The organism is Nocardia sp. CA-107356, from assembly GCF_050946365.1.
GTDB lineage: Bacteria > Actinomycetota > Actinomycetes > Mycobacteriales > Mycobacteriaceae > Nocardia.
Genome location: NZ_CP191992.1, coordinates 5,364,631 through 5,390,510, shown reverse-complemented (window position 1 = coordinate 5,390,510; position 25,880 = coordinate 5,364,631). Strand labels below are relative to the sequence as shown.

Below are 25,880 nucleotides of genomic sequence, written 5' to 3'. Positions count from 1 at the left end.
CCGATAAACGCTGCTCCCGCCTCTGGGCGCAATCCGCACCGGGAGCCTTGCCCCACGATGCTGATAGAAGCCGGCCGATCGCTGATTTCACGGCGAGGCGCAAACGCGTCGGGGACGCCTACGCTCGATCGCCGACTCCACGGATCAACTCGATTCCGCGGCCGAGGTTGTCGAGGCGCGCGTGTAGGGTGTCGCCCCCCGGATAGAGGCGAACGGTGTCGACGCCGGCGTCGCGCCAGGTGCGCAGGCGGTCGCGGACCATGTCCTCTGTGCCGATCAGCGTTGTGGCCATAACCATTTCGTCGGTGATGAGAGCCGCGGCACCGTCGCGGTCACCGCTCTGCCAGCGCTCTCGCACCCGAGCGGCGACGTCGGCCCAACCTTGGCGGCTGTAGGCGTTGTTGTAGTAGTTGGTGGTTCCGGAACCCATGCCGCCGAGGGAGAAGGCGAGCTCCTTCCTGCGGCTGCCGACGACGGCCGCCAACTGGGCCGCATCGGCGACAATATTGATCTCCGCGCCCTGGCAGATATCGAGATCGGCGCGGGTGCGTCCGGATCGGGCCAGCCCGGCGTCGAGGTGGGTGAGGTAGGCATGCGCACCTTCGGGGATGAAGCTGGTGCCCAGCCATCCGTCGGCGATCTCGCCGGTCAGTTCCAGCATCTTCGGCGACAGTGTGGCGAGGTAGATCGGCACTGCGATGGGTTGCATGCTCAGCCGCATCGGACGGCCCTCGCCGCCGGGCAGCGGAATGGTGAAATGGTCGCCCCGGTAGGTGATTTTGTTGCCCGTGAAGACCTCGCGGATGATCTGCACGGTTTCGCGCATGCGGGTCAGCGGGCGCGCGAACGGAATACCGTGCAGGCCCTCGATGACCTGGGGACCTGAGGCGCCGAGACCGAGCAGGAAACGCCCTTCGGAAAGCTGCGCCAGGGTCATGGCCGTCTGGGCGATGAGCACCGGGGATCGGGTGCCGAGTTGAATGACGCCGGAGCCCAGCAGGATTCGCTCGGTACGCGCCGCCAGAAAGCCCAGCGGCGTGGCCGCGTCGGTGCCCCAGGCCTCGGCCACCCAGCAGATGTCCAGGCCGAGCTTCTCGGCTTCGACGACGAATTCGGTGAGTTCGGACCAGCCGACGGAAGAGCCTTCGATCGTTGTTGCCGTACGCATTACGCCGCACCCTCCACCAGATCCTTGATAGCGGCCAGATTGGCCTTCATACCGGTCTCGAATTCGCGCAGCCGGACGAAGACGATCTTTTGCTCCTTGTCGGGCATCGCGTCGATGGCGTAGCTGAGCCCGGAGCGGGCCGGGCCCATCTGCGTCCATTGCTCGAGGACCGACCCCGCACCTTCGGGTCGCAGCGTGAAACGCCAAATGCTGGAGGGATATTCGGGGTCGCCGACCGCCCAGGCGAAGCTGGACTCCGGATCGAATTCAACGATGGTGCTGATCGTCTCCCAGGATCCCAGCGCCTCGTGCGCGTTCTGCCCGCTGAACCGCGCACCCACCGCAGGGGTGGTCGCGCCGTCGAGCCACTGGACGGCGCGCAGTTCGGCGCTGAGGCGCGGCATCAGGTGGATATCGCTCACCCACCTCCACACCCGATCCGGCGGCGCATCGATGTAGGTCTGCACCGCCACGGTCGGGGTGTCCGCGTATCTCTGCCCGGTCCACTCCACAATCAGTTCCTTCCGCCCGTTGACGTCCATAGTTGCGTAGATAGACTTACCAGCGCAAGACCTGCTCGCAATATTGAACAGCTGAGTCTCAATGAAAGACCCGCTAGGATGACGACATGAAACGGACCTCGTTGGCGAACTGGCCCTGCTCCTTGGCCCGCACCATGGACCTGCTCGGTGACTGGTGGACGCCCCTGGTCCTGCGCGAGGCCTTCTACGGCATCCGCCGCTTCGATGAGTTCCAGCAAGAACTCGGCATCGCGCGCAACACTCTTTCGGAGCGGCTGCGTCGGCTGGTCGAGGCCGGGCTCATGGACAAGCGCGTGTACGAGACCATGCCCGTGCGCCACGAGTACCTGCTCACCGAATCCGGCCGCGACTTCTACGGCGTCATCGCTACCATGACGGCATGGGGTGACCGCTGGCTCGCAGGTGCGGCCGGCCCGCCGATCGTCGCACGACACGACACCTGCGGCCACGACGCCGACGCAGAGGTGGTGTGCTCACACTGCAAGCAGCCGCTGGCGTCGCAGAACGTGACCCCACGACCCGGACCCGGGTACCCGCCGAAGTTGCTGCAGCGCCCCAATATTCGACGGCGGTTTCACCTCGACGATCCGGACCGTCGGCCTGCTGACCTCGCCTGAGAGTCGATCATCCGACGCCGATGGTTCCGACCGTAGCGATCCACCGAGTTAATGCTCGCAGAAAATCGCCCGGGCGCTCCCGCTCGAACCAACCCCTACGCAGTTTTGACTACCCCAAACTGCTTGCGCCGCAAAGGAGAACAAGTGATTGCAGTGATTGCGAAGGCAGTCGATCGCCCGGGCCCAAGAGCTCACAGCCGCTCCGAATCTTTCCGGGCGGCCTCCCGGCTGACGGGACTCTTTGCTGCCCTACCGGGAAAAGAGAACGTCGACCTGGTGAGAATGCCCGCGCAAACCGGCGGCCGCGGCGGTGAAATGTGACCGCATCGCCGACCGGACTCGCCTCGACCGAGGACATGTACACGCTGCCCGAACAACCTCTCGGCGCAGAGGTTTTCACTGCGCGGTATCGGATGCGCACCTCCGATATCGATGCTGCGATGCGGCTTCGGCTCGATGCCGTCGCTCGCTACCTGCAGGACATCGCCGCCGATATGATCGAGACCTGGCAACACTACGAAACCGACCCGTTCTGGATCCTGCGCCGGACCATCATCGATGTGATCGAACCGATCAGCTGGCCGGGAAATGTGACGGTGCAACGGTGGTGCTCTGCCACCTCCACCAGATGGATGAACATGCGGCAGACGATCCGCAGCAGCCATGAGACCTCGCCGTTCAACCCGGAGCACCGCCCGCCCGGCCACATCGAAACCGAGTCGTTCTGTATCAAGGTCGACCGATCCGGGCAACTGTCGCGGATCACAGAAGCCGCGCAGGAACATCTGAACCGGCACGTGGCGGACACCCGGCTGCGCTGGCGCCCACTCATCACCGAGCCGCTACCCGCTGCCAGCGCAGACGATCGACAATTCAGCATCCGCGCAACCGATATCGACCCGTTCGATCACGTCAACAACGCCGTCTACTGGCACGCTGTCGAGAACGAACTCGCAATGCACCCTGACCTTATCGAGCGACGTCACCGGGCCATTGTGGAATTCCTTCGTCCCATCCCCCCGGCCACGCGCGTCACCGTTCGAACCAGCAGGGACCCGCATCAGCTCGTCGTCTGGCTTCTCTTGGACGAGAACACGATCGCGGCGACCGCAACGGTGAGACTGCTCGACGAACGCTGACCGGAATCCCATTGCAGCTCTAGGGTCCATCCTCAAAGTTTTTGTGCTCGATATGCTTTGACCTCTGGTGGCACGAGTCGACCAAGGAACAGTGCCGAGTGATCGAGCCGTACCTCGCCGGGCCTACCGGCCCCGACGAGGGTAGTCATACGGCCGCTCACCCCCCGACACCAACGACCATATGACTACCCTCGACAACCAAAATCCCGGCAACGCAACCACAGCCAGTCCTCGCGCCCGAGGCTGGTCCGCCTATGCCGACGATCCATGCGTGCCGCGCCACTTCGGCGCCCATGGGCCAAAGGTTAGCGCTCGGGGGCGTCGGTGGTCAGGAGTGTGTTCGGGATGAGGAGGATGGCGCGGATACCTCCGTAGTCGGATTCGGCCAGTCGGACCGAGATGCCATGCTGGGCGCCCAGTCGCGCGACCACGAACAGGCCGAGCCGCGAATCGGCGGACAGCGCTGCGACGCCGAAATCCGGTGCCCGGCGCAGCAAGTCGTTGGCACGCTCCAGATCGGCGGTCGGCATGCCCATCCCTTGGTCGCTGACCTCGACCACGACGCCTTTGCCCACCGTATTGCCGGTCACGTCGACGCGCGAGTGCGGGGGCGAGAAGGCGGTGGCGTTGTCGACCAGTTCAGCGAGCAGATGGATGAGATCGGCGACAACGCCGCCGACGACGAAGACTTCCGATAGCCGCGCGGTCCGCACCCGTGTGTAGTCCAGCGTTTCGCTCACCGCGCTACGCACGAGCTCGGCCAGCGGCACCGGTCGACGCCACTGCCTGCCAGGTTTGCCGCCGCCGAGGATGATCAGGTTCTCGGCGTTGCGGCGCTCACGCGTGGCCAGATGATCCAGGCGGAAGAAGGTCTCGAGCAGCCCCGGATCCTCCTGCCTGGCTTCGGCCTCGTCCAGAAGTTCGAGTTGGCGGTGCACCACGATCTGGGAGCGGTGGGCGATGTTGAGAAACACCGCCCGGACGTCCGCGCGCGTACGCGCTTCGGTGACCGCGGCCGCAACGGCGGCGGAGTGGGCGCCGTTGAAAGCCCTGGCTACCTGACCGATCTCGTCAGAGCCGAAATCCAGTCGAGCAGCATCCTTCTCGGCATCGATATGTTCGCCCTCGCGGAGGCGGCGCATCGCATCGGGCAGTTCCACCTCGGCCAAGGCCAACGTTTGGCTCCGCAACCGCTTCAAACGGCCGATGAGACGGTTGGCCAGCCACAGCGATGCGAGGATGGCGACTGCCGCCAGGACAAGCACGCCCGCCCCGGCCAGCAGCGAGTTTCGGGAGGTTCGGGCGGCGTCGTCCAGGGCGACCCCGTTGGCGTGCTCGTTCTGTCGCTGCCACAGCTCGAGTAGGTGGTGGTTGACCTGGTCGGCGGCCTGATGCCAGTCGCCGATGCTCAGCGGTGGAGGCTGCTGGGCGCCGGGTCTACTCGGCGGCGTGATGATGTAGTCCTCCATGACGCCGAGCTGCTGCCAGGCGGGGGACTCGATCAACTCTCGGGCGAGGTCTTTCTGCTGACCGCCGAGATCGGCGGCGAGCTGGGGTAATTCGGCGCGGTAGTAACCGACCATGGTGCGGTATTCGCGAACCAGCGCGGCAGGCAAGCCGGGCGAGCTCGAGGCCACGACAGTAAGCGCGGCAGCGCGCGACATCGCCTCCACTGTGAGCAGCACGCGCGCCGTGTCGGCGAACTCGAACGCGATCGGGGCGTCGGGGGCAGTCTTGCCGACGATCCGGATGCCGAAGACGACCGCGTGCAGCAGTTTGGTGTACATACCGTAGGCGTCGGAGATCGGCAGGGTTCGAGCATCGATTTGGCCGCGGATCGTCGGCAGCTGTGATTTGACCGAGTCGAATCCGCCTGTCGCGGTATCTGTTCCACCCGTGCTCATATCCGCCAGCGCCGTCTCGAGATCCGCGATCCCCAGAAGGGCATGGTCGAGCCGCTGGCGGGCCCGTCCCAACGCCATCGGATCCGGTTGGTCACCGGTCAGTTGCGACAGCGACAGCAGGCGTTCCTGCTCGACCGCGCCGATCATCTCCCGCGCTTGGGCGGCGGCGGCCTCCAGCACCGAGGACCACGCCTTGACATTGTCGCCCTGTCGGGCCAGATATCCCGCCGCACCCACGCCGAGCACGAGCACGGTGAGGCTCGGAACGAGCGCAATCGCGAGGATTCTGGTTCGGATGCCGAGCGTCGCTCTGAACATCGGGCAAACGTATCCGCTCACTGCTGCCGGACTCACTCCGTTTCTGCACAGCGAAACAACATTGACAGTGGCGTCTGACGGGCCAGAAGTCCCGCGCGGCCGATGAATGTATGAGCCCGACCCCGAGGCCATTTGATTTACCCACCCACGCGATTACCGGGATCGGTCGAGCGAGGAAATTCCGATGCTCACGACCTTTTGTCGACCGTCCTATGATCGGAATGTCGGGGTCTGCTGTTTCACATCGTTTCGGTGGAGGATGGATGGCTCGAGGTGCGTGACGAGTCGGTCGAGACGCGCGCCGCCGATCGCGGATTCGCGCGGGTGGATGGGTGAGCGCTCGGTGTCCGGCGGTGACGTGGACAAGACGCGGCGCGATCTGCGGCTCGGTATCTCAGACGAGCTGGCGGTGGCCGGGTTCGACGAGCCGGAGGAGATCGGCCGTGGCGGCTTCGGGACCGTATACAGGTGTACCGAGCATTCGCTCGACCGCACTGTAGCCGTCAAGGTGCTCCACGCGGAGATCGAGGAGGACGATCGCCGCCGATTTCTTCGTGAGCAGCGTGCCCTGGGGAAGTTCTCGGCTCACCCGAACATCGTGCAGGTGCTGCACGCTGATGTCACGGCCAGCGGACGCCCGTTCCTCGTCATGCCGTTCCATGCACGCGGGTCGCTCGCCGCCCGCGTTCGAACCAGCGGCCCGTTCGAGTGGCAGGAAGTGCTGTCGATCGGGATCAAAATGGCAGGTGCGTTGGCTGTCGCGCACACCTGCGGAATCGTCCACCGCGATGTGAACCCGGCCAATGTCTTGATCAGCGATTACGGCGAGCCGCAGCTAGCTGATTTCGGCATCGCACGCGTCAGCGGCGGCTTCGAGACGGATGCCGACCTCATCACGGGCACTCCCGCGTATACCGCCCCCGAGGTATTGCGGGGCGAGCAACCGACCGTCGCCTCGGACCTCTACGGACTGGGTGCGACGCTGTTCACCCTGCTCACCGGACATGCCGCGTTCGAACGCAAGGCTGAAGAATCGATGGTCGCGCAGTTCGTGCGCATCACCTCGCAGCCGATCCCCGATCTGTGCGCGACGGGAGTTCCGGCCCTCGTGTGCGCGGCCATCGAGGCGGCGATGGCGCACGACCCGCCGGATCGTCCCAGGTCTGCACGTGAATACGGCGAGCGGTTACGCAACATCGAGTTCGCCTGCGGCCTGCCCGTCGACAAGATGGCTCTGCCGACCGAACCCGACTCCGCGGTCGGGCACCTGCCCGAACCGACCGGGCCGCCGCAGCCGCCGCTACCGACACCGACGACCCGATACCGGCCGCCGAGATCCCCACGTCGCTTGGTCGAGCGCCCCCGCCTGCTGAGAGAACTGCGCGACGGCCAACCGCGGCGCCTGGTCCTCATCCACGCACCTCCCGGCTTCGGCAAGACCACCTTGGCTGCGCAATGGGTAGACGTTCTGAAGGCCGACGGCATCCCAGTCGCGTGGCTGAGCGTGGTCGCGGACGACAATAACGTCGTCTGGTTCCTGACCCACCTCGTCGAAGCCCTCCGACTGGCCCGACCGGCCTTGGCCGGCGAACTGGCACAGATTCTGGAGGAAGAATCGAGCGACGCCGCAAGCCTGGTGATGACGACATTGATCAACGACATCCACCACGGTGACGAGCCCGTCGCCCTCGTCGTCGACGACTGGCATCGCGTGACCAGCCGGGCAACGATCGGCGCGATGCGGTTCCTGCTCGACAACGCGTGCCATCATCTGCGGTTGATCGTCACCAGTCGCACCGCCATCGGGCTTCCGTTGGGGCGCATGCGCGTTCAGGACGAACTGGTGGAGATCGACGAAGGCCTGCTGCGGTTCGACACCTCGGAGGCCGAGCGTTTTCTGGTCGAGGTCAACAACCTTCCGCTGGCCGCCCCCGAAGTCGACCAGCTGTGCGAGTCGACCGAAGGGTGGGTTGCCGCTCTGCAACTCGCCTCACTCTCATTGCGCGGCAAAGACAATCCCGCCGCGCATATCGGACAGATCTCAGGACAGCACTACGCCGTCGGCGAATACCTCATGGAAAATGTGGTCGAGACTCTCGAACCCGACGTGCTCGAATTCATGATGCGCACATCTGTGACCGATACGATATGCGGCGATCTGGCCGAAGCTCTGACGGGAGCGCAATCGGGACAGGAGATGCTCGAGGATGTGCGCCGACGAGACCTGTTCCTGCGCAATATCGATGACGACGATCTACGGTGGTTCCGCTATCACGGATTGTTCGCGGATTTTCTGCGCCGCCGCTTGATCCGGCAACAGCCCGGCACAATCGAACGACTGCACGCGATCGCCTCGAGGTGGTTCGCCGAGCACGATATGCTCGCCGAGGCCGTCGACCACGCGCTCGCCGCCGACGCTCCGGACCGCGCGATGCGATTGGTCGAGGAGCATGCCGATACTCTGATCGAGAACTCCCGGATGGCGTCGTTGCTCGGGCTGGTCGGCAAGTTGCCCTCGTCGATCGCCGAATCCAGTCCGCGCCTGCAGTTGGCCGTGGCATGGGCGAACATCCCGCTGCAGCGCCCCGCCGCCGCGCACATCGCGCTCGAGCGGGTGGAAACCGTGCTCGCTTCCCCCTCCGGTGCAGACGACGCGACGGATCTACGATTCGAGGCCGATTTGGTCAGGGTCGCCGAGTCCTTGGTGACCGATCGGTTCCAGGACCTGCCGGAATCAGTGGTTACCCGGCTGCAGTCCCCCGTCCGTCCGTTTCTGGCACACGTGGCGGCGGGCATCGCGGCTGGCGCCGCCCTCTACCGTTTCGACTTCGATGCCGTACACCGCTGGCACGACTGGGCCACGCCCTACCGCGTGCGCGCCAGCGGCCCGTTCGGAGTCGTCTGGAGTGACTGCATCGCCGGAATGGCCGCAGTCGAACAACTCGACATCGCCGATGCGGAACGGGCTTTCCGTGCCGCACTGCAGTTGGCATTGCGGACCGGCAGCCGATCCAATGCCACCCGGCAAGCATCGGCCCTGCTCAGTGAACTGCTCTATCAGAAAGGGCAATTCATCGAAGCCGGAGAGCTGCTCGAATCAGGCCACGGCATCGCGGCAGGCGGAGTGGAATTCCTGCTGGCAAATTACGGGACCGGCGCCCGGCTCGCGGCCTTGCGCGGTGATCTCCCCGGAGCCGACCAACGCCTCACTGAAGGGCAGAGGCTTGCAAAAGATCTCGCATTGCCGCGACTATCCGCACGCATCGTCAACGAGCAAGTGCGACTGGGTCTTCCGATTTCTGCGGCCGAACGTGACGCGCTCGATCGGCTCCCGCCGTACCGCCGCCAAACGAACCAACTGCTGTCGAACGTTGCGGAACTCGCTCAGGACTCGGCCATTCGACTGCTCCTGGCTCGCCGAACCCCGGCGACCGCGCGGTCAGCGACCGATCGAGCCGCGCAACTGCTGCACGAGATCGACCAGCAACCTCGTCCGTGGGCGGCACTGCACGCCCGGCTCCTGTACGGCTGCTGCCTCGTCGCCTCTGAGCACACCGCACAGGCAATCGAGCAGGCGACCCCCGCGCTGGCCCAATGCGCTCGACTCGGCTTGGTCCGCGTCGTCGTCGACAGCGGTCCGAGTATCGCTCCGGTGATCGAGGCCCTGTCCGAGGTTCCCGAACAGTCAGGTCTGCCGCGGCCATTCCTGCAACAGCTGCTGGGCGAGATCGAGTCCGAGCAACAGCGGCGTGCAGGCAGGCACTGACCCGAGGCGGGCGCTTCCAGGAAGAGTCCACGTCCGCCCTCGGTCGCCAATCAGGCTGCGGCACACCCGGTTTCGATGGCTTGCGGAAGTACCTGTCGCTCTTCGAAGGGTAAGGACAGCAGCGAGCCGAGACGGACTCTTACAACGTGCATGTGGCTCCGCATGCGCCATCGGGAATTAAGATTCCGTTGTGCAGAATAAGCGGAGTCCGATGATCGAGCGGCCGACCTACATGCTCGAGTCGGTGGACAACGCGCTGCGTCTGATGCAGATGCTGCGTGATGTGGGGGGTGTGCGACTCAAGGACGCCGCCGAGGAACTGGGTATCGCACCATCTACGGCGCACCGGTTGTTCGCAATGCTGTTGTATCGAGGGTTTGCCCTGCAGGACGAGAAACGGCGCTATCACCCGGGCCCCGCCATGGGTGCCGGTCCGGCGCGGCGGGGGTGGACTCGAGAATTCACTGACAGGTCGCGCCCGCACATGGAGGCATTGGCCGGCGAGTGTGGGGAGACGGTGAACTTGGTCATCCGCGTGGGCGCGCAGGTCCGTTTTCTACTGTCGGCGGAGTCGAGCGAGATGCTGCGCGTCGGCGATCGTCAAGGTCAGGTGCTCGCCGCCGAACGCACCGCCGGCGGGAAGATCTTGCTGGCCCAGTTGGGCAGGCAGACGCTGGCGCAGCTGTACCTGAGGCCGGGCGACCACGCGTACGCCGAATCCTGGCCTGGCGACCGGCGGATGCCCCGCGAACAGTTCGACCCGTTCGTCCATGAGTTGGACAATTGTCGTTCCTCGGGCTTCGCGATCAACCTGCAGCAGACCGAGGAGGGGATCGCGGCCTTCGGGATGGCAATCCGCAATCACACCGGACGAGCACTCGGGGCGATTTCGGTGGCGGTGCCGGTCGTGCGCTACGCCCAGCACCTACGCGGGCCGCTCGTGGCGCAGATGCGCAATGCCGTTGCGGGCATCGAAGCCGACGTCGCCGCCATCGAAGCATAGATTCTGGACAGAAGAACATCCTGGGGTGTCGGGTGTGTACGGCGATACCGTGTTTGCGACGAAGTGTCTCGTGATGCCCGCGCGTCGCGGCGGATCGTTTCAGAGCCGGTGTGGGGCTGTGCCCCGCGGCCGTCGGCCCAGCGGGTGATCGCGGCGAGCGTTGCCTCGTGTCGGATGCCTGAAACCTTCGATGGACCACGGCTGAACACGTCATCCGAATTGCAGAACTCGGCAGCGTTGGAACGCGGTCTCCCGGGAGGCGTCCTCCCAAGCTTCGATGTCGTCGCGGACTTGGTCGAGGTGGGCGAGGATGCCGTCGACGGCATCGGCGCCGAGCACCAGTCGCAGTGGTGTCCGATCGACATCGAGGGCGGTGAGCATGACAGCCGCGCCGCGGACCGGGTCGCCGGGCTGTTCTCCGCCACCTGCGGCGATGACAGCGCGCATGCCGCCGACCGTGGCAGCGTAGTCGGATAATTCGGAGCTGACCGTGGTGTTGCCGGGCAGGCTGGTGCGGAACGATCCCGGCTCGACGATCATCACCTTGATGCCGAGTGGCCGGACCTCCCTCGCGAGAGCCTCGGACATGCCCTCGACGGCGAACTTGCTGCCGCTGTACGCGGAGAAGCCCGCCCGGGAGGTCTGACCGCGCAGGCTGCTGACCTGGATGATCGCTCCCGATCGTTGAGCGCGCATATGCGGAAGGACGGCGCGGACGACTGCGGCCGGCCCAAAGACGTGCAGTTCGAACAGATCCCGCAGTTCGGCGTCGGAGGTCTCCTCGAAAGCTCCGATATGGCTGCGGCCCGCATTGTTGACCACGACGTCGATGTGGCCGTAGCGGGCTGCGATGTCCGCGACAGCGGTGGCGATCGCGGTCTGATCGGTGACGTCGAGGCTCAGCGCCTCGATCCGATCCGGGTGGGCGGCGACGAGATCTGCCAGGGCTTCGCGTCGCCGCGCGGCCGCGACGACAATGTTCCCGGCGGCGACGGCCGCCTCGGTGATGGCCCTACCGAAGCCGGAATTGGCACCTGTGACAATCCAGATCTCGTTCATTACTTCAGCGTGCGGCCAGGTTCAGGGTGCGTCCAAGACCTGTCGTGATAACCATTGGTTATGGACCTGCACGGACGCGATCTGCGCTACTTCCTGGCTGTCGCTGAAGAGCTGAACTTCACACGCGCGGCCGAACGGCTCTATGTATCGCAGCCGGCACTGAGCAAGCAGATTCGGGCACTCGAAAGATATTTGGGCGCGCCACTTTTCACCAGGGCTCCGCAGCAGGTGACGCTCACGCCCGTTGGTGAGGCACTGCTCCCGCACGCACGGACAGTGCTGGAGGCACTCGACGCCGCGGCCGCGGCGGTGGAGCAAGCGCGAGCGGCCCAGCGCAGCACCCTCGTGATCGGGATGGGCGCGAGCCCGGGGCGTGGCGGACTGCTGCCGGCGGTGCGGTCGCGGTTCCTCGCGACCTATCCCGAAGTCACCTTGAAGTTACGTCAGGTGGGCTGGCAGGACCCGACCGCCGGACTGTCGGACGGCAGCAGCGATCTGGCCTACATTCGGCTCCCGCTGCCGGATCCGGAGCGCTACGCCACCACAGTGGTATCGGAGGAGCCCCGGCTGATCGCGCTGCCTCCCGGACATCAGCTGGCGGGCACGACGGCATTGGACTTCGCGGACCTGCTGAACGAGCCGTTCCTGGCGCTGCCGCATGCAGCGGGACCACTGCGGGACTACTGGCTGGCAATGGAGAAGCGGGCGGGGCGGCCGGTCCGCGTCGGCGCCGAGGTGGCCGGTATCGACGAGGTCAACGAAGCTCTGGCGGCCGGCCTCGGTGTGATCCTGACCGCCGCGGGCGACGTTCCGTTGCTCGACCGCGGCGGGGTGACTTTCCGCCTGGTCCGCGATCTACCCCCGCTACTTTTTGCGCTCGCCCGCCGCGCGAACGACGAGCGTCCTCTGGTTCGAGCCTATGAGCAGGCACTACGAGCAGTCCGCGACGTCGACGAGAAATAGAAGCACGCAGTGCATCAGCGGACCATCACGTCGGTCCGGTGCCCGACAGAGCTACCGAGATCCTCGAATGCGCTTCGCGTTCAGAGCCAGGTGGGCGCGGCAACCGCCGGACCCGTCGTGGCGGTGCCGATTGCCCCGCGGCCGGTCGCCCAGCGAGTCACCGCGGCAAGTGATCCCGTGATCGTGGTATCGGTCGAGCTCTCGGGCAGAACAGCGACCAGCGACCGATCATCGACCCGATAGGCCAAACCCGCGCCGACATCGCGTGTGCGCCAGACACTGACGACATCGTCGAGCAGGCTGCTCGAGATCACGTCGGGGAACACGTCGAAACGACCACCGTTGGCGAGGTCCACCGCGTGAATCCACACCTCGCGGCTGCGCATCCACAGTGTCTCCACGACCGGAACCGAACGCCCCTGCACAGTACGGACTTTCGTGTCCCAGGCCGCGTCCGGGAGGTTCCGCCACTTCTCGTCGAGCCGCGCGACCGTGTGGTCGAACAAGTTCCGCAGCGCCGCGGGCGACATCGTGGCGCCCTCCTCGATGTCGCGCCCACGTTGCTCGGGCGAGGTGTACATGGGTGTTTCGATACCCGTCGCCGCCCAGTCGAGCAGATTACCGAGGGCTACCGCGTTGTAACTCACATGCGCGACGAGGTGGCGTCGGGTCCAGCCCTTCAGCAGGGTCGGTTCCCCGAGTTCGTCATCGGTGAGCGCGGCGAGCCGCTCCGCGAAATAGGCGGTGCCACGGCGGGCGAGAAGCGATTGTTCGGTGCGTGCGAGATCGTGGAATCCCATCAGCGTGCGACTCCTATTTGACAATCGTCTTGTTCCGGACGGTCCCGAGGCCCTCGATGGTGACCTCGACGGTTTCCCCGTTCTGGATGTAGACCTCGGGCTTGCGTGCGTGGCCGACACCGCCGGGAGTCCCGGTGCAGATGACGTCACCCGGTTGCAGGGTGACGATGTGGGAGATGTAGTCGATCAACGTGGCGGGCTTGAATACCAGGTCGTCGGTGGTGGTGGTCTGCACGGTACGCCCTTCGAGCTTGGTCTCGAGCGTGCTTCCGAAGGTGTACGACTCCGTGGTGGTGAGGAAGGGACCGAAACCGGCGGTCTTCTCGAAGGACTTGCCCTGGTCCCATTGCAGGGTGCGGGTTTGATAGTCGCGCATCGTGTAGTCGTTGATGACCGAGTAGCCGGCGATGTAGGCCTCGGCGTCGGCTTCGTCCACCTGGTAGGCGGTCTTGCCGATAACGACGGCGAGCTCACCCTCCCAATCACATTGCGTCGCGGCGTAGGACGGGACGATGACGTCGTCGTACGGCCCGGTCAGCGCTTCCCGGAACTTGGCGAACAAGGTCGGGTAGGCGGGCAGTTCCCGCCCCATTTCCTTGATGTGGGTCGCGTAGTTGAGGCCGACGCAGATGACTTTGCTCGGTTTGGGGACCACGGGGGCGTATTCGATGCCGTCGAGGTCGATCGAGAGACCGTCCGCCGAATCGGCGATCTGCCGCCAGTCCGGCGCGGCGAGCAGCTCGGACAAGTCGGTGTATCCATCGATGACAGTGGCGAATTCGTCACTGTCCACCCGGACTGCGGCGGTGACGTTCCAATTCAGATGCAGAGTGGCCAATCGCATAGGTTCAGGCTCCTTCGGAAATCTGGGTGCGGTCGAAATGCAGGCGTTCGACGATCGGGGCGTCGGAGAACATGAACAGGTCCAGGCCGTGGTCGGTGTCGATGGACCATTCCGTCCAGGACGGGACGGCGATCATGTCGCCCTTCCCGATCTCGAAGACCTTGTCCCCCAGGTGGAATCGTCCGGTGCCGTTGAATACCTGGTAGACCGACGATCCGACGTCACGGCGCGGGCGGGTGTGCGCGCCGGCGCGCAGGCGGTGGAATTCGGCGCGAATGGTCGGCATGACATCGCCGCCGGTGGTGGGGTTGGTGTAGCGCACCGCGGCATGCCCGGGTTCGGTGGTGGCGGCGTAACCTTCGTCCTCGAGGGCGAGCTGTTCGCGCAGTGCCGCGTCGGTATGCTCCCACCGGTAGGCGGCGATCGGCGAGCTGGTCCTACTGCCCGATCCGACCAGTGGGCGCAACCCGGGATGGGCCCAGAGTCGTTCGGCGCGTGAGATATCCGGTGTGCCGTCGTCGGTGACGCCATCGGAACCGAATTCGAAGAACCCGGTGTCGGTGTAGTTGACGAACGGAATGTCGAGGCCATCGATCCATGCCATCGGCTGATCGGTCTCATTGTGGTGGCCGTGGAATGCCCAGCCCGGAGTCAGCAGGAAGTCGCCGCGGCGCATGGCGACCGGATCGCCGTTGACGACCGTCCAGACGCCTTCGCCCTCCACGACGAATCGGAAGGCGTTCTGCGCGTGGCGATGCTCGGGTGCGATTTCCTTCGGGCCCAGGTACTGGATGGCGGCCCACAGCGTCGGGGTGACGTACGGTACACCGCCCAGACCGGGGTTGGCCAGAGCGATGGCTCGCCGCTCCCCGCCGCGTCCCACCGGGACGAGGTCGCCGGCGCGCTGCGCGATCGGATAGAGCGTGGACCACTTCCAGACGAAGGGAATCGCCTTGGACGCCGGCGTCATCGGCATGAGGTCGTTGGTCTGCGTCCAGAGCGGGTTCAGGTGTTCTGCTGTGAAGTCCCGGTAAAGCTGCTCCAGCGCCGGGTCGGTCGCGGTCGCGGTGTCGACGTTTTCGATGGTGCTCATAGCTTTCCGCCTTGTTCAGACCGCGTGCGCGGTGCCTGGTTCCAGAACGACGAGTTCGCAACTGTCGGGACCGAGATTCCGCAACAGCTGGTAGTGCAGTTGCTGGTGAATCCGAGCGAGTCCGGCCTGGTGGATGGGGATCGCAACGCGGGGCGCGACGCGGCGCAGGAAGTCGATGCCTTCGCCGATCTTCATCCACGGTCCGCCGGCGGGGATGAGCAACACCTCGATCGCATGCCCTTCGGGGAAGCTCTCGAGGTCATCGCCGGGATGCAGGATCGATCCGTCGATGACGTAGCCGTTATTGAGGACGTTCGGCAGCGCGGCGTGAATGCACGCGTGCGCGCCGCCGATCACGTCCACCTGTACACCGGCGACCCACAGTTTGTCGCCCGGCTGCACTGTGGTGACGGTCCGGTCGAGGCCCGAAAGCAGTGCGGCGCTGGCGGAATCGGCCATGATGTCGGTGGTGGGATTCACCGCGAGCACGGCCGTCAATCGGTCGATGTCGATGTGGTCGGGGTGCGAGTGGGTGATCAGCACCGCTGTCAGACCACGGAGTTCTTCGAATCCGGTGGAGTAGGTGCCGGGATCGATGAGGACGCGGATCTCGGCGTCGGGCGCGGGGATCTCGAGGAGCACGCAGGCGTGCCCGAAGTGGGTGATCTTCATTGTTCTCGTTTCCATGGGTCAGATCCAGAACGGGAGGGCTGGACGGCTTCGGTCCGGGGTTTCGAGTAGGCCCCCGTCGTTGCGACCGGTCACCCAATCGAGCAGTCCGGCTGGGGTTCCGGTGATCTCGATGGGCCCCGGATGGTTCCCGGGCCGGGTGCACAGTGCCTGATCGGATCCGGTCGGTCGCAGCACCAGTGCGGGCCAGTCACCTCTGTGTCGCACCGCTCGTACCGCGTCGGCCAGCAGCTCGTCGATCAGATTCGTGGGCAGGTCTTGGAAGCGACCACCCAGGTCCACGTGGTGGACGGTGACTTCACGCAGCCGCAGCCATACCAAGCGGGAGACGGTGACCAGTTCCCCTGTGGGAGTGCGGATCAAGCGCCCCCAGTCCGCGGCGCGCAGCCCGGACATTGTCGTTGCGAGCCGGTCCGCCGAGTCGAATGCATCGGTGATCAGTACCGCGCCGGGTCGGTCCGCACCGGTGTCGACGGTCCATCGTCGGCCCGAATCGCGGCCGGTCAGCTGGTTGTTCATGCTGTCGGCGTGGTTCGCCAGGTGGGTGACCACTGCCCCGGTGGTCCACCCGGGCAGTGTCGATTGCTCGTTGAAATCCGATTCCCAGTACTCGTCGATGGTTTCGAGCAGGCGTGTGGTCTCCGACTCGAGCCAATCGAGGAGCCGATCAGCGGACATCGGCCTGCTCCGCGCGTCTGGCCAAGTACTCCCAGCCGGCACCCAGCTGACTCGGGTTCCAGATCTGATCACGTTTGAAGCGTGTCTCCTGTTCATCCGACCATACCTTCGGTCCACCAGCGGCCAGTGCGAGAAGTTGTGTGCGGCAGGCGCGTTCGAGCAGTACCGCATACATGACAGCGCTTGCGGCGTCAGGTCCGACCGTCACCGCACCGTGGTTGGGCATCAGGATGCCGTGCGCGTCACCGAGTGTCTCGGCGAGGGCGCGGCCCAGGTCCCGGGTCGCGATGAGGGCACCGGTTTCGGCGAAGCGGGGCAGCTGCGGATAGGTGAACGGCACCGCATCGTGCGAAATCGGTTGCAGCTCGACGTCCATCGACGCGAAGGCGGCGAGTGCGGGTGCATGGGTGTGCACGACACAGCCCACATCCTTGCGCCGCGCCATGATCTCGGTGTGGATGGGGAATTCGAGGTGTCGTTTTCCCTCCCCCATCAGCACCGCACCTTCGGGCGAGACGAGGTGGACCTTGTCGATGGCGATTTCTTCGAATCCCCAGCCGGAGGCCTTGATCCACACGCCCTTGCCATCCGGGTCGCGGACCGAGGCGTGGCCCCACACCATGTCACTGAGGCCCGCGAAGGCGAGTGCACCGCTGGCCCGGACTACCTCGCGCACAACGTCGTTCATCAGTTCTCCTATCCGACGCGGACCTGGTATAGCCAGTCCAGGTCGATGTAATGCTCGGTGCTGTCGCGGGCGAAGACCCGGTTACGCAGTTCTCGCACGATGGGGTCTTCGGTGTGCCAGATCTCGCCCCACATCCGGGCCACCGACTGGATCTGGGCGGTGCGCGGAATACGTTCGGCCTGATATGCGGCGAAGGCTGCGTCGACGTCACCGCTGTGCTCGACCATGAACCGGGTCAGGCACTCGGCGTCCTCCACGGCCTGGCACGCGCCCTGGGCCAGGTATTGCAGCATCGGGTGCGCAGCGTCACCGAGCAAGGTGACCCGCCCGACCGTCCAGTTGGCCAGTGGCGAACGGTCGTACATCGGCCAGCGCTTCTCGCGTTTGAACTGGGAGACGGACCCGCGTACCTGTCCACAGGCGGTGCCGAAGTGCTCGTCGAGTTCGTCGGGGGTGCCCCACTCCTCGGTCCCGGCGATGGCGGGATCGAAACGGTCGCTGCGGAATACCGCGACCTGGTTGTACAGGTCGCCTCCCCGGATCGGGTACTGCACGAGGTGCTTGTTCGGTCCGATCCAGATGATTTCGTCGTCGTTCTCGACGGGCACGGTGACCTCGCGCATCGGGAGCGCACCGCGGTAGGCGACGTAGGCCGAGCAGATGGGGGCGTCGTCGGAGAGCAACGTGCGGCTTGTGGACCACAGGCCGTCCGCGCCGACGACCGCGCCGCACACGTATCGGGTGCTGTCGGCGAAATCGACTGCCACCGTGTTGTTCTCGCGGTTCGCGATCCCGGTAACCGTTTTGTTGGTCTCGAGGGTGATGTTCGTCTGCGCGCGACAGGCGTCGAGCAGCGCGTCGAGCAGATCGCCGCGGTGCAGCACCGAGTAGGACTGTCCGTAGCGTTCGACGAACCGGTCCGCGAGATCGACGGTGGCCAGGTGCTCACCGGAGTCGATGTCGAGGAAGACCAGGTTCTTCGGCCGGACCGCGATCCGCTCGATGGCACCGGTCAGCCCGAGCTGATCGAGGATACGAATTGCGTTGGGCGCCAATTGAATACCGGCACCGATTTCACCGAACTCCGGGGCCTGTTCGACGATGTGCACAGCGAAGCCCGCCTGTGCCAGGGCTAGTGCGGTGGTCATACCACCGATGCCGCCGCCGATGATCAGAAAGGGAATACGCATGACTTACTCCTTGATCCATGAGGCCGCGAGCGGGGTGTCCACACCGACCGCGCCGAGTCCGACCGCGCCGCCGGGGTCGCCGAGGGCTACTTCGCGACCGGGCAGCGGTAATGCGAAGAACGCAGCGTTGTCCTGCTGCCAGGTCGGGTCGGTGATGTCCTTCGGGCCCTGGATCGCCGACACCGGGCATTCGGACAGGCAGTTGCCACAGTCGATGCATTCGTTCGGGTTGATGTATCGCTTGGTGAGACCCTCGTAGATGCAGTCGACCGGACACATGTCGACGCAAGAACCGTCGAGTTCGTCGATGCAGGCGTCGTTGATGACATAGGCCATGTCGGGCCTCCTTTCGGGCTACCAGCCGGGCTGGGTTCCTCTGTCCGCCAAGCTGGGGTTGCGCTTTCAGACCACCGGTTGGGGTGACATCTCGGTGGAGTGGCCGGGGAACAGGCCTTCGCCGGGCCGCAGGGTCACCGCGATGTTGTTGACGGCCGTGGCCGCCTCGCCGAATCCGACCGCGATCAGTTGCACCTTGCCGGGGTAGGTGGTGATGTCACCGGCGGCGAATACGCGAGATCGGCTGGTGGCCATGGTGGTATCGACTTCGATCTGTTTGTCGGTCATCCGCAGCCCCCACTCGGTCAGTGGGCCGAGCGCGGCGATATGACCGAGGGCGGGAATGAGGATGGTGGCGTCGAGTTGCTCGGTGGTGTCGTTGACGCAATCGCGGACGGTCACCGCGCGCAGGGAGCCGTTACCGTGCACCTGGGCGATCTCACTGTTGATGATCATCCGCGCCGGGGTAGCCGACAGCTGGGCCAGCGCGCTCTGGTGCGCCCGGAAACGGTTGCGACGATGTACGACGGTGACCGAGCGGGCGTGCGAGACAAGGGAATTGGCCCAGTCCACCGCGCTGTCTCCACCGCCGACGACGATCACATGATCGTTTGTGTATTGCTCGGGCGAGCCGACGACGTATTCGACGCCGTGTCCGGTGAATCCGTCCAACGCCGGCAGCGGTCGCGGGGTGAAGCGGCCGATGCCCGCGGTGACCAGGACCGCGCAGGCGCGGATGCGGGTGTCGGTCGCGGTGGTCATGATCAGCGAACCGTCGGGCTGGTCTTCGAGGGTGGTGGCCTCTTGATTCAGCAGAATGGTCGTGTCGGCGGTCGTCGCCTGCGCTACCAGTCGATCGATGAGTTCTCGGCCGCGGATCGCCGGGAAGCCTGCGACGTCGTAGATGTATTTCTCCGGATACAGCGCGGCGGTCTGCCCGCCCAGGTGCGGGAGGCTGTCGACGAGGGTGACGCTTAGTCCGCGCAGGCCCGCGTAGTAGCAGGCGAACAGCCCGGCCGGACCGGCTCCGGTGATCAGCAGATCTGTTTCGATCATGGTCAGCTCCAGATCAACCCGTCGGTGGCGGGCTTCTCTTGCGCCAGGTCGGTGTACGCCCGCTGAGCGGCTGGATGCAGCGGGACCGGGGTCTTCGCCATCGTGGCCGGATCCAGTGGGTAGCCGACCGGTGTGTGGTCGGGGGCCATATGCATGTACTGGGCCTCGAGGGCCTTGCGCTGCTGGACCATGCACCAGGTCGCCAGGTAGGCGATGTCGTCGGGCAGGTCGTCGCGGCACAGCACCACCAGGTCGGCGAAATCCAGTGTGCGCAGATCACTTTCGAGACCGGGAAGGTATCCGGCGTCGACGGTGACCGTGCCCCAGCCGAGTTCGGCGAAGTTGTCCATGGCTTCGTCGCCCCAGTCCAGGTAGCGGACCGGCCGCCGGTCGGCGATGTGCTGCCATACCGGCATCATGATCGCTTCATTGATCAGCACATTGGCTTGGCCGGTGGTGAAAGCGTGGAGTGCGGGGAACGGCCGCTCCCAGTAGGCGAAACGGGCGCCGTTGGCCACCAGCGTTTCCGGGTCCGCCCCGGCCAGCCGCAACCCGTGATGGGCGGCCATGCCGATGGTGTTGATCCCATCCTCCGCGCAGGTCGCGATGACCAGCTGGTCGGCCACCTTCGCGAGGTCGGCCACTGTATGCACCGGCAGGCTCGCGTCGACTGCGATGACCAAGCGGTCACGGTGCGCGATCGAGCCCAGCGCCCGCAGGTTCGGCTGCGGGCCGACCCCGATCGGTCCCGATCCGTCGAAGACGAGCCGGATGGCCGGGGCCGGGGTCATGACCGTGATGTCGACCTCGCCCGCGAGCAGAGCATCGGTCTGATCGCGGCCGCCGCGCCCCGCCCAGGTGGCGAAACGTGAACCGGCACCACATCTGTCGCCGATCTCTTGGGCCAGCCACCCGCAGATGCGGGTCATGTTCGCCTGGCCCCAGTCGGCCCGGAACTGCAGCGTGATGTCCCGCTCGATCCGAGGTTCGGCCGTCGCCCGCACTCCCGCTGTCATTCCGCGACCAGCGCGCTCAGACCCACCTCATCGAGGGTCAGGTCGATCTCGGTGATGGAGTCGAACGGGAATCCGACCCGCTCGAACTCCTTCTCGACCGACGCCGCATCGGCCGCCTCGTACAGGGTCACGATGAACCCCGTATCCGTATTGGCTTCCAGCCGCTTGAACGTCGCGTGCACGCCCTTGGCTACCTCGGGTCCGAAGCCGGCGACCTCCTCGGCGGACAGTCCGGGTGCCTGATGGAGGCTCAGAAAGAGGGGCATATCGCTCTCCTATATTGGTGTCACGATGTAGAACACTGTTCCTCATAATGACATGCTGTAGGTCACACTGCAAGAAAGTTGTGGTTGTAGTGGCTTGCCCGGCGGCTATGCGACACGGACGCCAGGGATGGCGACGGGCCGCGCGAGACTACGCATGCAGGCGGTGCCCTCCGGCCGACGAAGACACCTCCCCCGTCTGCCGTGATGCTGTCGACCGCCCGACCTCGTTCGGCATTGCGACCGGTCGCCAGCGCGCTGGCGCCCTCGGGGCGTACATCCAGGCGATCGCTACACCGATCCCCTTCGTCGTATCGGCGACCAGTGCAACCCGGCCGCTCGATCGCGCCATCAGGCCTCCACTTCACCAAGCCTTAATGTCTCACAATGAGGAACAGTGTTTCATATTGCGCCATGCCGTTCAGTGCATCACGAGAATTTTGGTTCCGCTATGAGGTCTTACGTTCCCTATCGTGAGATGAGTTGGATCACAGTGCTCGGGTGACAGGCGATGCGACCAGCGGAAACCGCACCGCCGTGGGATACCGTGAACTCATGAATGTCAATCGCCTCGATCGGCCGGGCAGCACCACCAAGCCTGTGCGAGCGGACAATTCGGATGAGGAATCCGACGAGCGACCCGCCGGCCTGATCGGAGCGGTCGACAACGTACTGCGCCTCCTGCGACTGTTCGAGAACAGCAAACAGCTTCGGGTCAATGAGGTCAGCCGCGAAATGGGTCTGTCCCGTTCGACCGTGCACCGGATGCTCTCCACGTTGAGCTACCACCAGTTCGTCGAACAGGACGAGTTCTCCCGGGCCTATCAGCCAGGACCGGCCCTGGTCGACATCGGGCTGGCCGTCGTGCAGAACATGGACATCCGGGTGATCGCCCGCAGTGCGCTGACCAAGCTGTGGACCGAGACCAACGAGACGGTCCATCTGGCGATCCTGCGTGGACCCGAGGTGCTGTTCCTCGACAGCATCGAAAGCCAGCAGATCGTGCGCACCGGCAGCCGCATCGGCTGGACCCTGCCCGCCCATGCGACCGCCAGCGGCAAAGCACTACTGGCCGAACTCGACGAGGTCGACCTACTTGCGCTGTATCCGAACGAGAAACTCGAGGCGCCGACCGACACCGCACTCAACAGCAGGGCCGCCCTGATCACGCAACTGGCCGAGACGCGCGACCGGGGCTACGCGATCAACAACGCCGAGAGCGAGACCGATGTCAGTGCCGTCGGTGCTGTCGTTCGCGACCGCGCCGGGCGGGCACGCGCATCGATCTCGGTAACAGCGCCCCGTTCGCGCGTCGACCAGGAGTGGGTGACGGCGACCGCCGCCGCTACCGTCCGCATCGCGGACGAACTCAGCGGCCGGATCGGGTAGCCGACAACACTGCATCACCAGCCACTTTCGGTGACCTTCGCGAACCATCGGGTTCACGCGGAGGTCACCGAACGCGTTTCACGGTCACAGGATTTCGATTGTTCGCAAATCGACCCTCTCGGGCCCGCCCCTTGCTAACCTACGGTTCGTGATGTGGGCCACCGTTCCGCATCGCGCTACATAACACTTGGTGAGCTGGCGGTGTGTCGTATCCACCCTGGTCGAATACCCGACTCAGCTCTCACCGAGATCGACCCGAGAGCAGACGCGACCATGAACGCAACGCCGACAAAGACGACTACCCCCACGACGACGACTCCGACTGCCACGGCCCGCCCCGCCTACCGGCTGGCATTGCTCCTCGGCCTTGTGCTGCTCATCCCCATCGGGGCTATCGCCTCTACAACGAAGTGATACAGAGGAATTCAGCTCATGGCACTGAACGAACCCACACCCGCCGAAGTCGAGCAAGAGATCGTCGAACTACTGCGCATCGAGGAGATCGGAGCCCTGGCCGTCGTCACCCCGAACGGCGCTCCGCTCGTCGCGACCATGCACTTCGCCTCCGCCGGGCTGGCCACCTACGTGCACACCTTCACCTACACACGCAAGTACGTCGCCCTCTCGAGCGACAACCGAGTCAGCTACACCCTGGATCACCTTCCGGCAGACGGCTTCGCGGGGCGGGCCGCACTCCGCGCTGTCCAAGTCAATGGGATCGCCACCCGGGTGACCGAACCTGCCGAGATCGACCGGGCGATCCAGGTAAGCCACGAGCAATTCGAGTGGCTCAAAGACGCTGATATCTACAAGAGCTTCAAGCGAACAGGTGGCGCCGGCAGTCAGGTCTTCTTCCGCATCGACCCGGTCGAGGCGCTGTGGACCGACAATCGCGTGCGCATCCAGTGGCGCACGCTGGTCAGGTTCGATGCCGACGGTAAGCACGTCGCGAGGCTCGAGCCATACAAGAGTCAGGGCTGACCGACCGCTGCGGCAAGTGTCGACGGACGCTTGCCGACGGTACCGACGCTTGCTACTGTTGTCTCGTGACGTGGGTCACTGTTCCGTATGATGCGACAGAATGCGTGGCAATCAGTCGCCGATCGGCCCGGACGCCATATCGGAGCCCTGCCCCGCACCTGGCGTCACCGCCCGCGTCCGGCCCGCCCATGCGTGCCCGCCGGCCCCAACCCCCGGACCGGCGGGCACGCATGAGGCACAGTTCGAAGGAGAATCATGTGAGCCAAGCCATCGAAGCCGCCGCAGCCATCCCCGAGATGACCGCCGGAAAGCGAATCCCGCTGCCCACAGGCAAGCGAGAACCGTTGAAAGTCAGCGTGTACGAGCGAATGGCGAAAGCCGGCGCCGAACTGGTGCCGATCTTCCCGTACGACGACGCGGGCGCGATGGTGCCGTGCGGCGCGCTCATGTACGGGGAACCGGGCAAAGATCACGGCCACTTCTTTCACGCCAACTCGGTGTCGGAGGTGACGGTGATCTTCGGCGCGAACGACGCGATGCTGCAGACCGGCCAGATCATGGCGCTGCAGAAGTTCCACGGTGTGAATTCCTTTCTGCGCGACCAGGAGAACCCCGAAGCCTTCGTGCTGGTGACGGTCACTCAACTGCAGTCCGAGGAGGCCGGGCAGAAGGAAGCCATGGTCGCCAAGTGTCAGAGCTGCAAGAAGGAAATGCTTCGGCACGAATACGATGCCGGCCCCGAAGGCGCACCGGATTTCGATCCGACCCGATTCGGCAAGGCCGACGACGTCTACCGACAGTTCTCCACCATGGTCGGATCCCACGAATTCGCGGCGATCCGCAACTCCGCTGCCGGTCGCACCTGCCGCAATTGCGGGCACGTGAACACCGAATTCCCGGCCGACCCGTGGGGCTGGGGCCGAGTGGTCGAACAAACCCGGGTCGCCAACGCGGCATACCACGCACTGCACAAGACCGCGCAGGAAGAGGGATAATCACATGTCGCGCCGCCGTATGCTGTCAGCCTTCAAAACCGGTGCCACAGTCGGCAATTACGCCGACCTCGCGGTCCTGCCGATCGATGTCGACCCCCAACTGGTGCTGTCGAGAAATTGGGTCGACCAGCCGTTCTATCAGATCTTCGCCAAGGACACCATTATCGTCCAGATGTCGGGCTCGTCCCGAATCAGTATGCGCAACAGCAATGTCAACTACTTCATCGCTCAGGTCGGCGACAACGTCTACGTCCCAGCAGGCACACCGCACCGTATCGAGCCCATCGAAGAGGGCGTCATGCTGCGCTATGTCGCGCTCGAAGCAGGACTCGTAGCCGCGGCCTGGTTCTGCGACACGTGCGGCAAGGAACTGCACCGTCTGGAATGGGAACACGACAATGACGTCGAAGCCGCACCCATCTACGCGACCGCCTGCGCCCGTTTCAGCGCCGACCTCGAGGCCCGTACCTGCGGCACGTGCGGCGCTGTAGCCGAACCGATCGACCTCGACATTCTCGGCTGGTCCGGACTCGTCTCCGAAGCCGTCCCCGCCGCGGGATAAAACATCCGATCCGATTCCGGCTCCGCACTCATCCAGTGCGGAGCGGTTCGAGCACGCGACGAAATCGCCTGCTGTAGAAAGTGATTCGACACTTGTTCAAGGACATTCCGACCGTTTACGGAAAAGGCACGAAGACCCGGCAGGAATGCCAGGACTACATCGCCGACTCGCACCGCTCGCTGGTCGAGCTCGTCGAAACCTGGGTCACCGATTTCGAATCCTTGGCCGGCCTGCGCGAACTGGTGCGTGCAGCCAACGAACCGTTCGTCGACGCCGACCGCAGCACCTCGATCCTGTCGATCGAATACGTCGCCGTGGACAGCGACCACACCGGAATCGAGGACTGATCATGTCGAATCTCGGGCATGCGGGCGCAATGTTGATGTTGCTGTTCGGTGGGCTCGCCACAGGCGGAATCTGGGTCATCGCCGTCGACCGGCTCGCAGTGTGGAACCGAATGTCGGTGGTCGAGTATGCGACCGACTTCCGGCGCACGTTGAAACACGTCGATCCGATGATGCCGATCTTCGTATCGCTGTCCGGCCTCGGCGCGGTGCTGTTCTCCACCCAGTCATCGGGGAGCTCGCGACTGTTCGGCTGGCTCGGCCTGCTCTGCCTGGCGGTGATCATGATCGGTTCGATCCTGTTCGGCGAACCGATCAACTCGAAGTTCCGCCGGCTCGCCGAGGGCACGCCGCCCGAGGGCGCCGAGGGGCTCCGCACATTCTGGCGGCGATTCCATTTCGCCCGTACCGGCGTCGCGGTCGTGGCGCTCATCTTCCTCATTGCCGCGGTCATCGCGGCGGTGTGATCTCAAAGT

Annotated in this window: 26 protein-coding genes; 11 read left to right on the top strand and 15 right to left on the bottom strand. The window is 65.0% G+C overall.

What is annotated here, in order from left to right:
- Window positions 1-118 precede the first annotated feature (118 nt).
- Together ACQP1G_RS24365 and ACQP1G_RS24360 are read right to left on the bottom strand one after the other, a co-directional pair.
- Window positions 119-1,168 carry an LLM class flavin-dependent oxidoreductase gene (locus ACQP1G_RS24365; protein ID WP_433191878.1) on the bottom strand — a complete coding sequence of 350 codons (1,050 nt, stop codon included), beginning with the start codon at window positions 1,166-1,168 and terminating at the stop codon, window positions 119-121.
- Window positions 1,168-1,680: an SRPBCC family protein gene (locus tag ACQP1G_RS24360; RefSeq protein WP_433191877.1), complete on the bottom strand. Its 513-nt coding sequence runs from the start codon at window positions 1,678-1,680 to the stop codon at window positions 1,168-1,170. The genes ACQP1G_RS24365 and ACQP1G_RS24360 overlap by 1 nt, the downstream gene beginning before the upstream one ends.
- A 116-nt stretch (window positions 1,681-1,796) precedes the next feature.
- Between ACQP1G_RS24360 and ACQP1G_RS24355 the strand changes: the two genes are divergently transcribed.
- The gene (locus tag ACQP1G_RS24355) at window positions 1,797-2,327 is read left to right on the top strand and encodes a winged helix-turn-helix transcriptional regulator (RefSeq protein WP_433191876.1); all 531 of its coding nucleotides are present in this window, start codon (window positions 1,797-1,799) and stop codon (window positions 2,325-2,327) included.
- 317 nt (window positions 2,328-2,644) lie between these two features.
- Window positions 2,645-3,466, top strand: coding sequence for an acyl-ACP thioesterase domain-containing protein (locus ACQP1G_RS24350; RefSeq protein WP_433191875.1), 822 nt, complete (start codon window positions 2,645-2,647; stop codon window positions 3,464-3,466).
- A gap of 305 nt (window positions 3,467-3,771) precedes the next feature.
- Here the strand turns inward: ACQP1G_RS24350 and ACQP1G_RS24345 are convergent, their stop codons facing one another.
- Window positions 3,772-5,688 carry a nitrate- and nitrite sensing domain-containing protein gene (locus ACQP1G_RS24345; RefSeq protein ID WP_433191874.1) on the bottom strand — a complete coding sequence of 639 codons (1,917 nt, stop codon included), beginning with the start codon at window positions 5,686-5,688 and terminating at the stop codon, window positions 3,772-3,774.
- Window positions 5,689-6,016: 328 nt separating this feature from the next.
- Here ACQP1G_RS24345 and ACQP1G_RS24340 point away from each other — a divergent pair, with 328 nt between their 5' ends.
- Entirely contained in the window at window positions 6,017-9,454 is a 3,438-nt protein-coding gene (locus tag ACQP1G_RS24340) for a protein kinase domain-containing protein (protein ID WP_433191873.1), read from the top strand.
- Window positions 9,455-9,644: 190 nt separating this feature from the next.
- Window positions 9,645-10,457, top strand: a complete 813-nt coding sequence (locus tag ACQP1G_RS24335; RefSeq protein WP_433191872.1) for an IclR family transcriptional regulator — start codon at window positions 9,645-9,647, stop codon at window positions 10,455-10,457.
- A gap of 210 nt (window positions 10,458-10,667) precedes the next feature.
- On the opposite strand, the gene ACQP1G_RS24330 is transcribed toward ACQP1G_RS24335, so the two are convergent.
- Entirely contained in the window at window positions 10,668-11,516 is an 849-nt protein-coding gene (locus ACQP1G_RS24330) for an oxidoreductase (protein ID WP_433191871.1), read from the bottom strand.
- A 60-nt stretch (window positions 11,517-11,576) separates the two neighbouring features.
- On the opposite strand from ACQP1G_RS24330, the gene ACQP1G_RS24325 reads away from it, so the two are divergent.
- The gene (locus tag ACQP1G_RS24325) at window positions 11,577-12,479 is read left to right on the top strand and encodes a LysR family transcriptional regulator (protein WP_433191870.1); all 903 of its coding nucleotides are present in this window, start codon (window positions 11,577-11,579) and stop codon (window positions 12,477-12,479) included.
- An 80-nt stretch (window positions 12,480-12,559) separates the two neighbouring features.
- Here the strand turns inward: ACQP1G_RS24325 and ACQP1G_RS24320 are convergent, their stop codons facing one another.
- The 11 genes from ACQP1G_RS24320 to ACQP1G_RS24270 form a co-directional block, all read right to left on the bottom strand.
- Window positions 12,560-13,279: a maleylpyruvate isomerase family mycothiol-dependent enzyme gene (locus ACQP1G_RS24320; protein WP_433191869.1), complete on the bottom strand. Its 720-nt coding sequence runs from the start codon at window positions 13,277-13,279 to the stop codon at window positions 12,560-12,562.
- A 13-nt stretch (window positions 13,280-13,292) separates the two neighbouring features.
- On the bottom strand, window positions 13,293-14,123 hold the full coding sequence (locus ACQP1G_RS24315) for a fumarylacetoacetate hydrolase family protein (RefSeq protein ID WP_433191868.1): 831 nt from the start codon (window positions 14,121-14,123) through the stop codon (window positions 13,293-13,295).
- Window positions 14,124-14,127: 4 nt separating this feature from the next.
- Window positions 14,128-15,216, bottom strand: coding sequence for a cupin domain-containing protein (locus ACQP1G_RS24310; protein ID WP_433191867.1), 1,089 nt, complete (start codon window positions 15,214-15,216; stop codon window positions 14,128-14,130).
- Between the two features lie 15 nt (window positions 15,217-15,231).
- The gene (locus tag ACQP1G_RS24305) at window positions 15,232-15,903 is read right to left on the bottom strand and encodes an MBL fold metallo-hydrolase (protein WP_433191866.1); all 672 of its coding nucleotides are present in this window, start codon (window positions 15,901-15,903) and stop codon (window positions 15,232-15,234) included.
- Between the two features lie 3 nt (window positions 15,904-15,906).
- Complete coding sequence (locus ACQP1G_RS24300; protein ID WP_433191865.1) at window positions 15,907-16,584, bottom strand: maleylpyruvate isomerase family mycothiol-dependent enzyme; 678 nt, start codon at window positions 16,582-16,584, stop codon at window positions 15,907-15,909.
- Window positions 16,574-17,272: a class II aldolase/adducin family protein gene (locus ACQP1G_RS24295; RefSeq protein WP_433191864.1), complete on the bottom strand. Its 699-nt coding sequence runs from the start codon at window positions 17,270-17,272 to the stop codon at window positions 16,574-16,576. Before ACQP1G_RS24295 ends, ACQP1G_RS24300 begins: the two co-directional genes overlap by 11 nt.
- Window positions 17,273-17,280: 8 nt before the next feature.
- The gene (locus tag ACQP1G_RS24290) at window positions 17,281-18,462 is read right to left on the bottom strand and encodes an FAD-dependent monooxygenase (RefSeq protein WP_433191863.1); all 1,182 of its coding nucleotides are present in this window, start codon (window positions 18,460-18,462) and stop codon (window positions 17,281-17,283) included.
- 3 nt (window positions 18,463-18,465) lie between these two features.
- Window positions 18,466-18,798 carry an indolepyruvate ferredoxin oxidoreductase subunit alpha gene (locus ACQP1G_RS24285; protein WP_433191862.1) on the bottom strand — a complete coding sequence of 111 codons (333 nt, stop codon included), beginning with the start codon at window positions 18,796-18,798 and terminating at the stop codon, window positions 18,466-18,468.
- 66 nt (window positions 18,799-18,864) lie between these two features.
- A complete protein-coding gene (locus ACQP1G_RS24280) occupies window positions 18,865-19,854 on the bottom strand; it encodes an NAD(P)/FAD-dependent oxidoreductase (RefSeq protein WP_433191861.1) in 990 nt (329 codons plus the stop codon).
- A 2-nt stretch (window positions 19,855-19,856) separates the two neighbouring features.
- The gene (locus tag ACQP1G_RS24275; RefSeq protein WP_433191860.1) at window positions 19,857-20,870 is read right to left on the bottom strand and encodes a TAXI family TRAP transporter solute-binding subunit; all 1,014 of its coding nucleotides are present in this window, start codon (window positions 20,868-20,870) and stop codon (window positions 19,857-19,859) included.
- Window positions 20,867-21,136, bottom strand: coding sequence for a nickel-binding protein (locus ACQP1G_RS24270; RefSeq protein WP_433191859.1), 270 nt, complete (start codon window positions 21,134-21,136; stop codon window positions 20,867-20,869). The genes ACQP1G_RS24275 and ACQP1G_RS24270 overlap by 4 nt, the downstream gene beginning before the upstream one ends.
- Window positions 21,137-21,688: 552 nt before the next feature.
- On the opposite strand from ACQP1G_RS24270, the gene ACQP1G_RS24265 reads away from it, so the two are divergent.
- From ACQP1G_RS24265 to ACQP1G_RS24240, 6 genes are all read left to right on the top strand, one after another.
- Window positions 21,689-22,522, top strand: coding sequence for an IclR family transcriptional regulator (locus tag ACQP1G_RS24265; protein ID WP_433191858.1), 834 nt, complete (start codon window positions 21,689-21,691; stop codon window positions 22,520-22,522).
- Window positions 22,523-22,954: 432 nt separating this feature from the next.
- On the top strand, window positions 22,955-23,503 hold the full coding sequence (locus ACQP1G_RS24260) for a pyridoxamine 5'-phosphate oxidase family protein (RefSeq protein WP_433191857.1): 549 nt from the start codon (window positions 22,955-22,957) through the stop codon (window positions 23,501-23,503).
- Between the two features lie 257 nt (window positions 23,504-23,760).
- Window positions 23,761-24,498, top strand: a complete 738-nt coding sequence (locus ACQP1G_RS24255; protein ID WP_433191856.1) for a hypothetical protein — start codon at window positions 23,761-23,763, stop codon at window positions 24,496-24,498.
- Between the two features lie 4 nt (window positions 24,499-24,502).
- Window positions 24,503-25,060: a hypothetical protein gene (locus tag ACQP1G_RS24250; RefSeq protein ID WP_433191855.1), complete on the top strand. Its 558-nt coding sequence runs from the start codon at window positions 24,503-24,505 to the stop codon at window positions 25,058-25,060.
- Between the two features lie 80 nt (window positions 25,061-25,140).
- Window positions 25,141-25,407 carry a hypothetical protein gene (locus ACQP1G_RS24245; RefSeq protein WP_433191854.1) on the top strand — a complete coding sequence of 89 codons (267 nt, stop codon included), beginning with the start codon at window positions 25,141-25,143 and terminating at the stop codon, window positions 25,405-25,407.
- 2 nt (window positions 25,408-25,409) lie between these two features.
- Window positions 25,410-25,871 carry an anthrone oxygenase family protein gene (locus ACQP1G_RS24240; RefSeq protein ID WP_433191853.1) on the top strand — a complete coding sequence of 154 codons (462 nt, stop codon included), beginning with the start codon at window positions 25,410-25,412 and terminating at the stop codon, window positions 25,869-25,871.
- The last annotated feature ends 9 nt before the right edge of the window (window positions 25,872-25,880 follow it).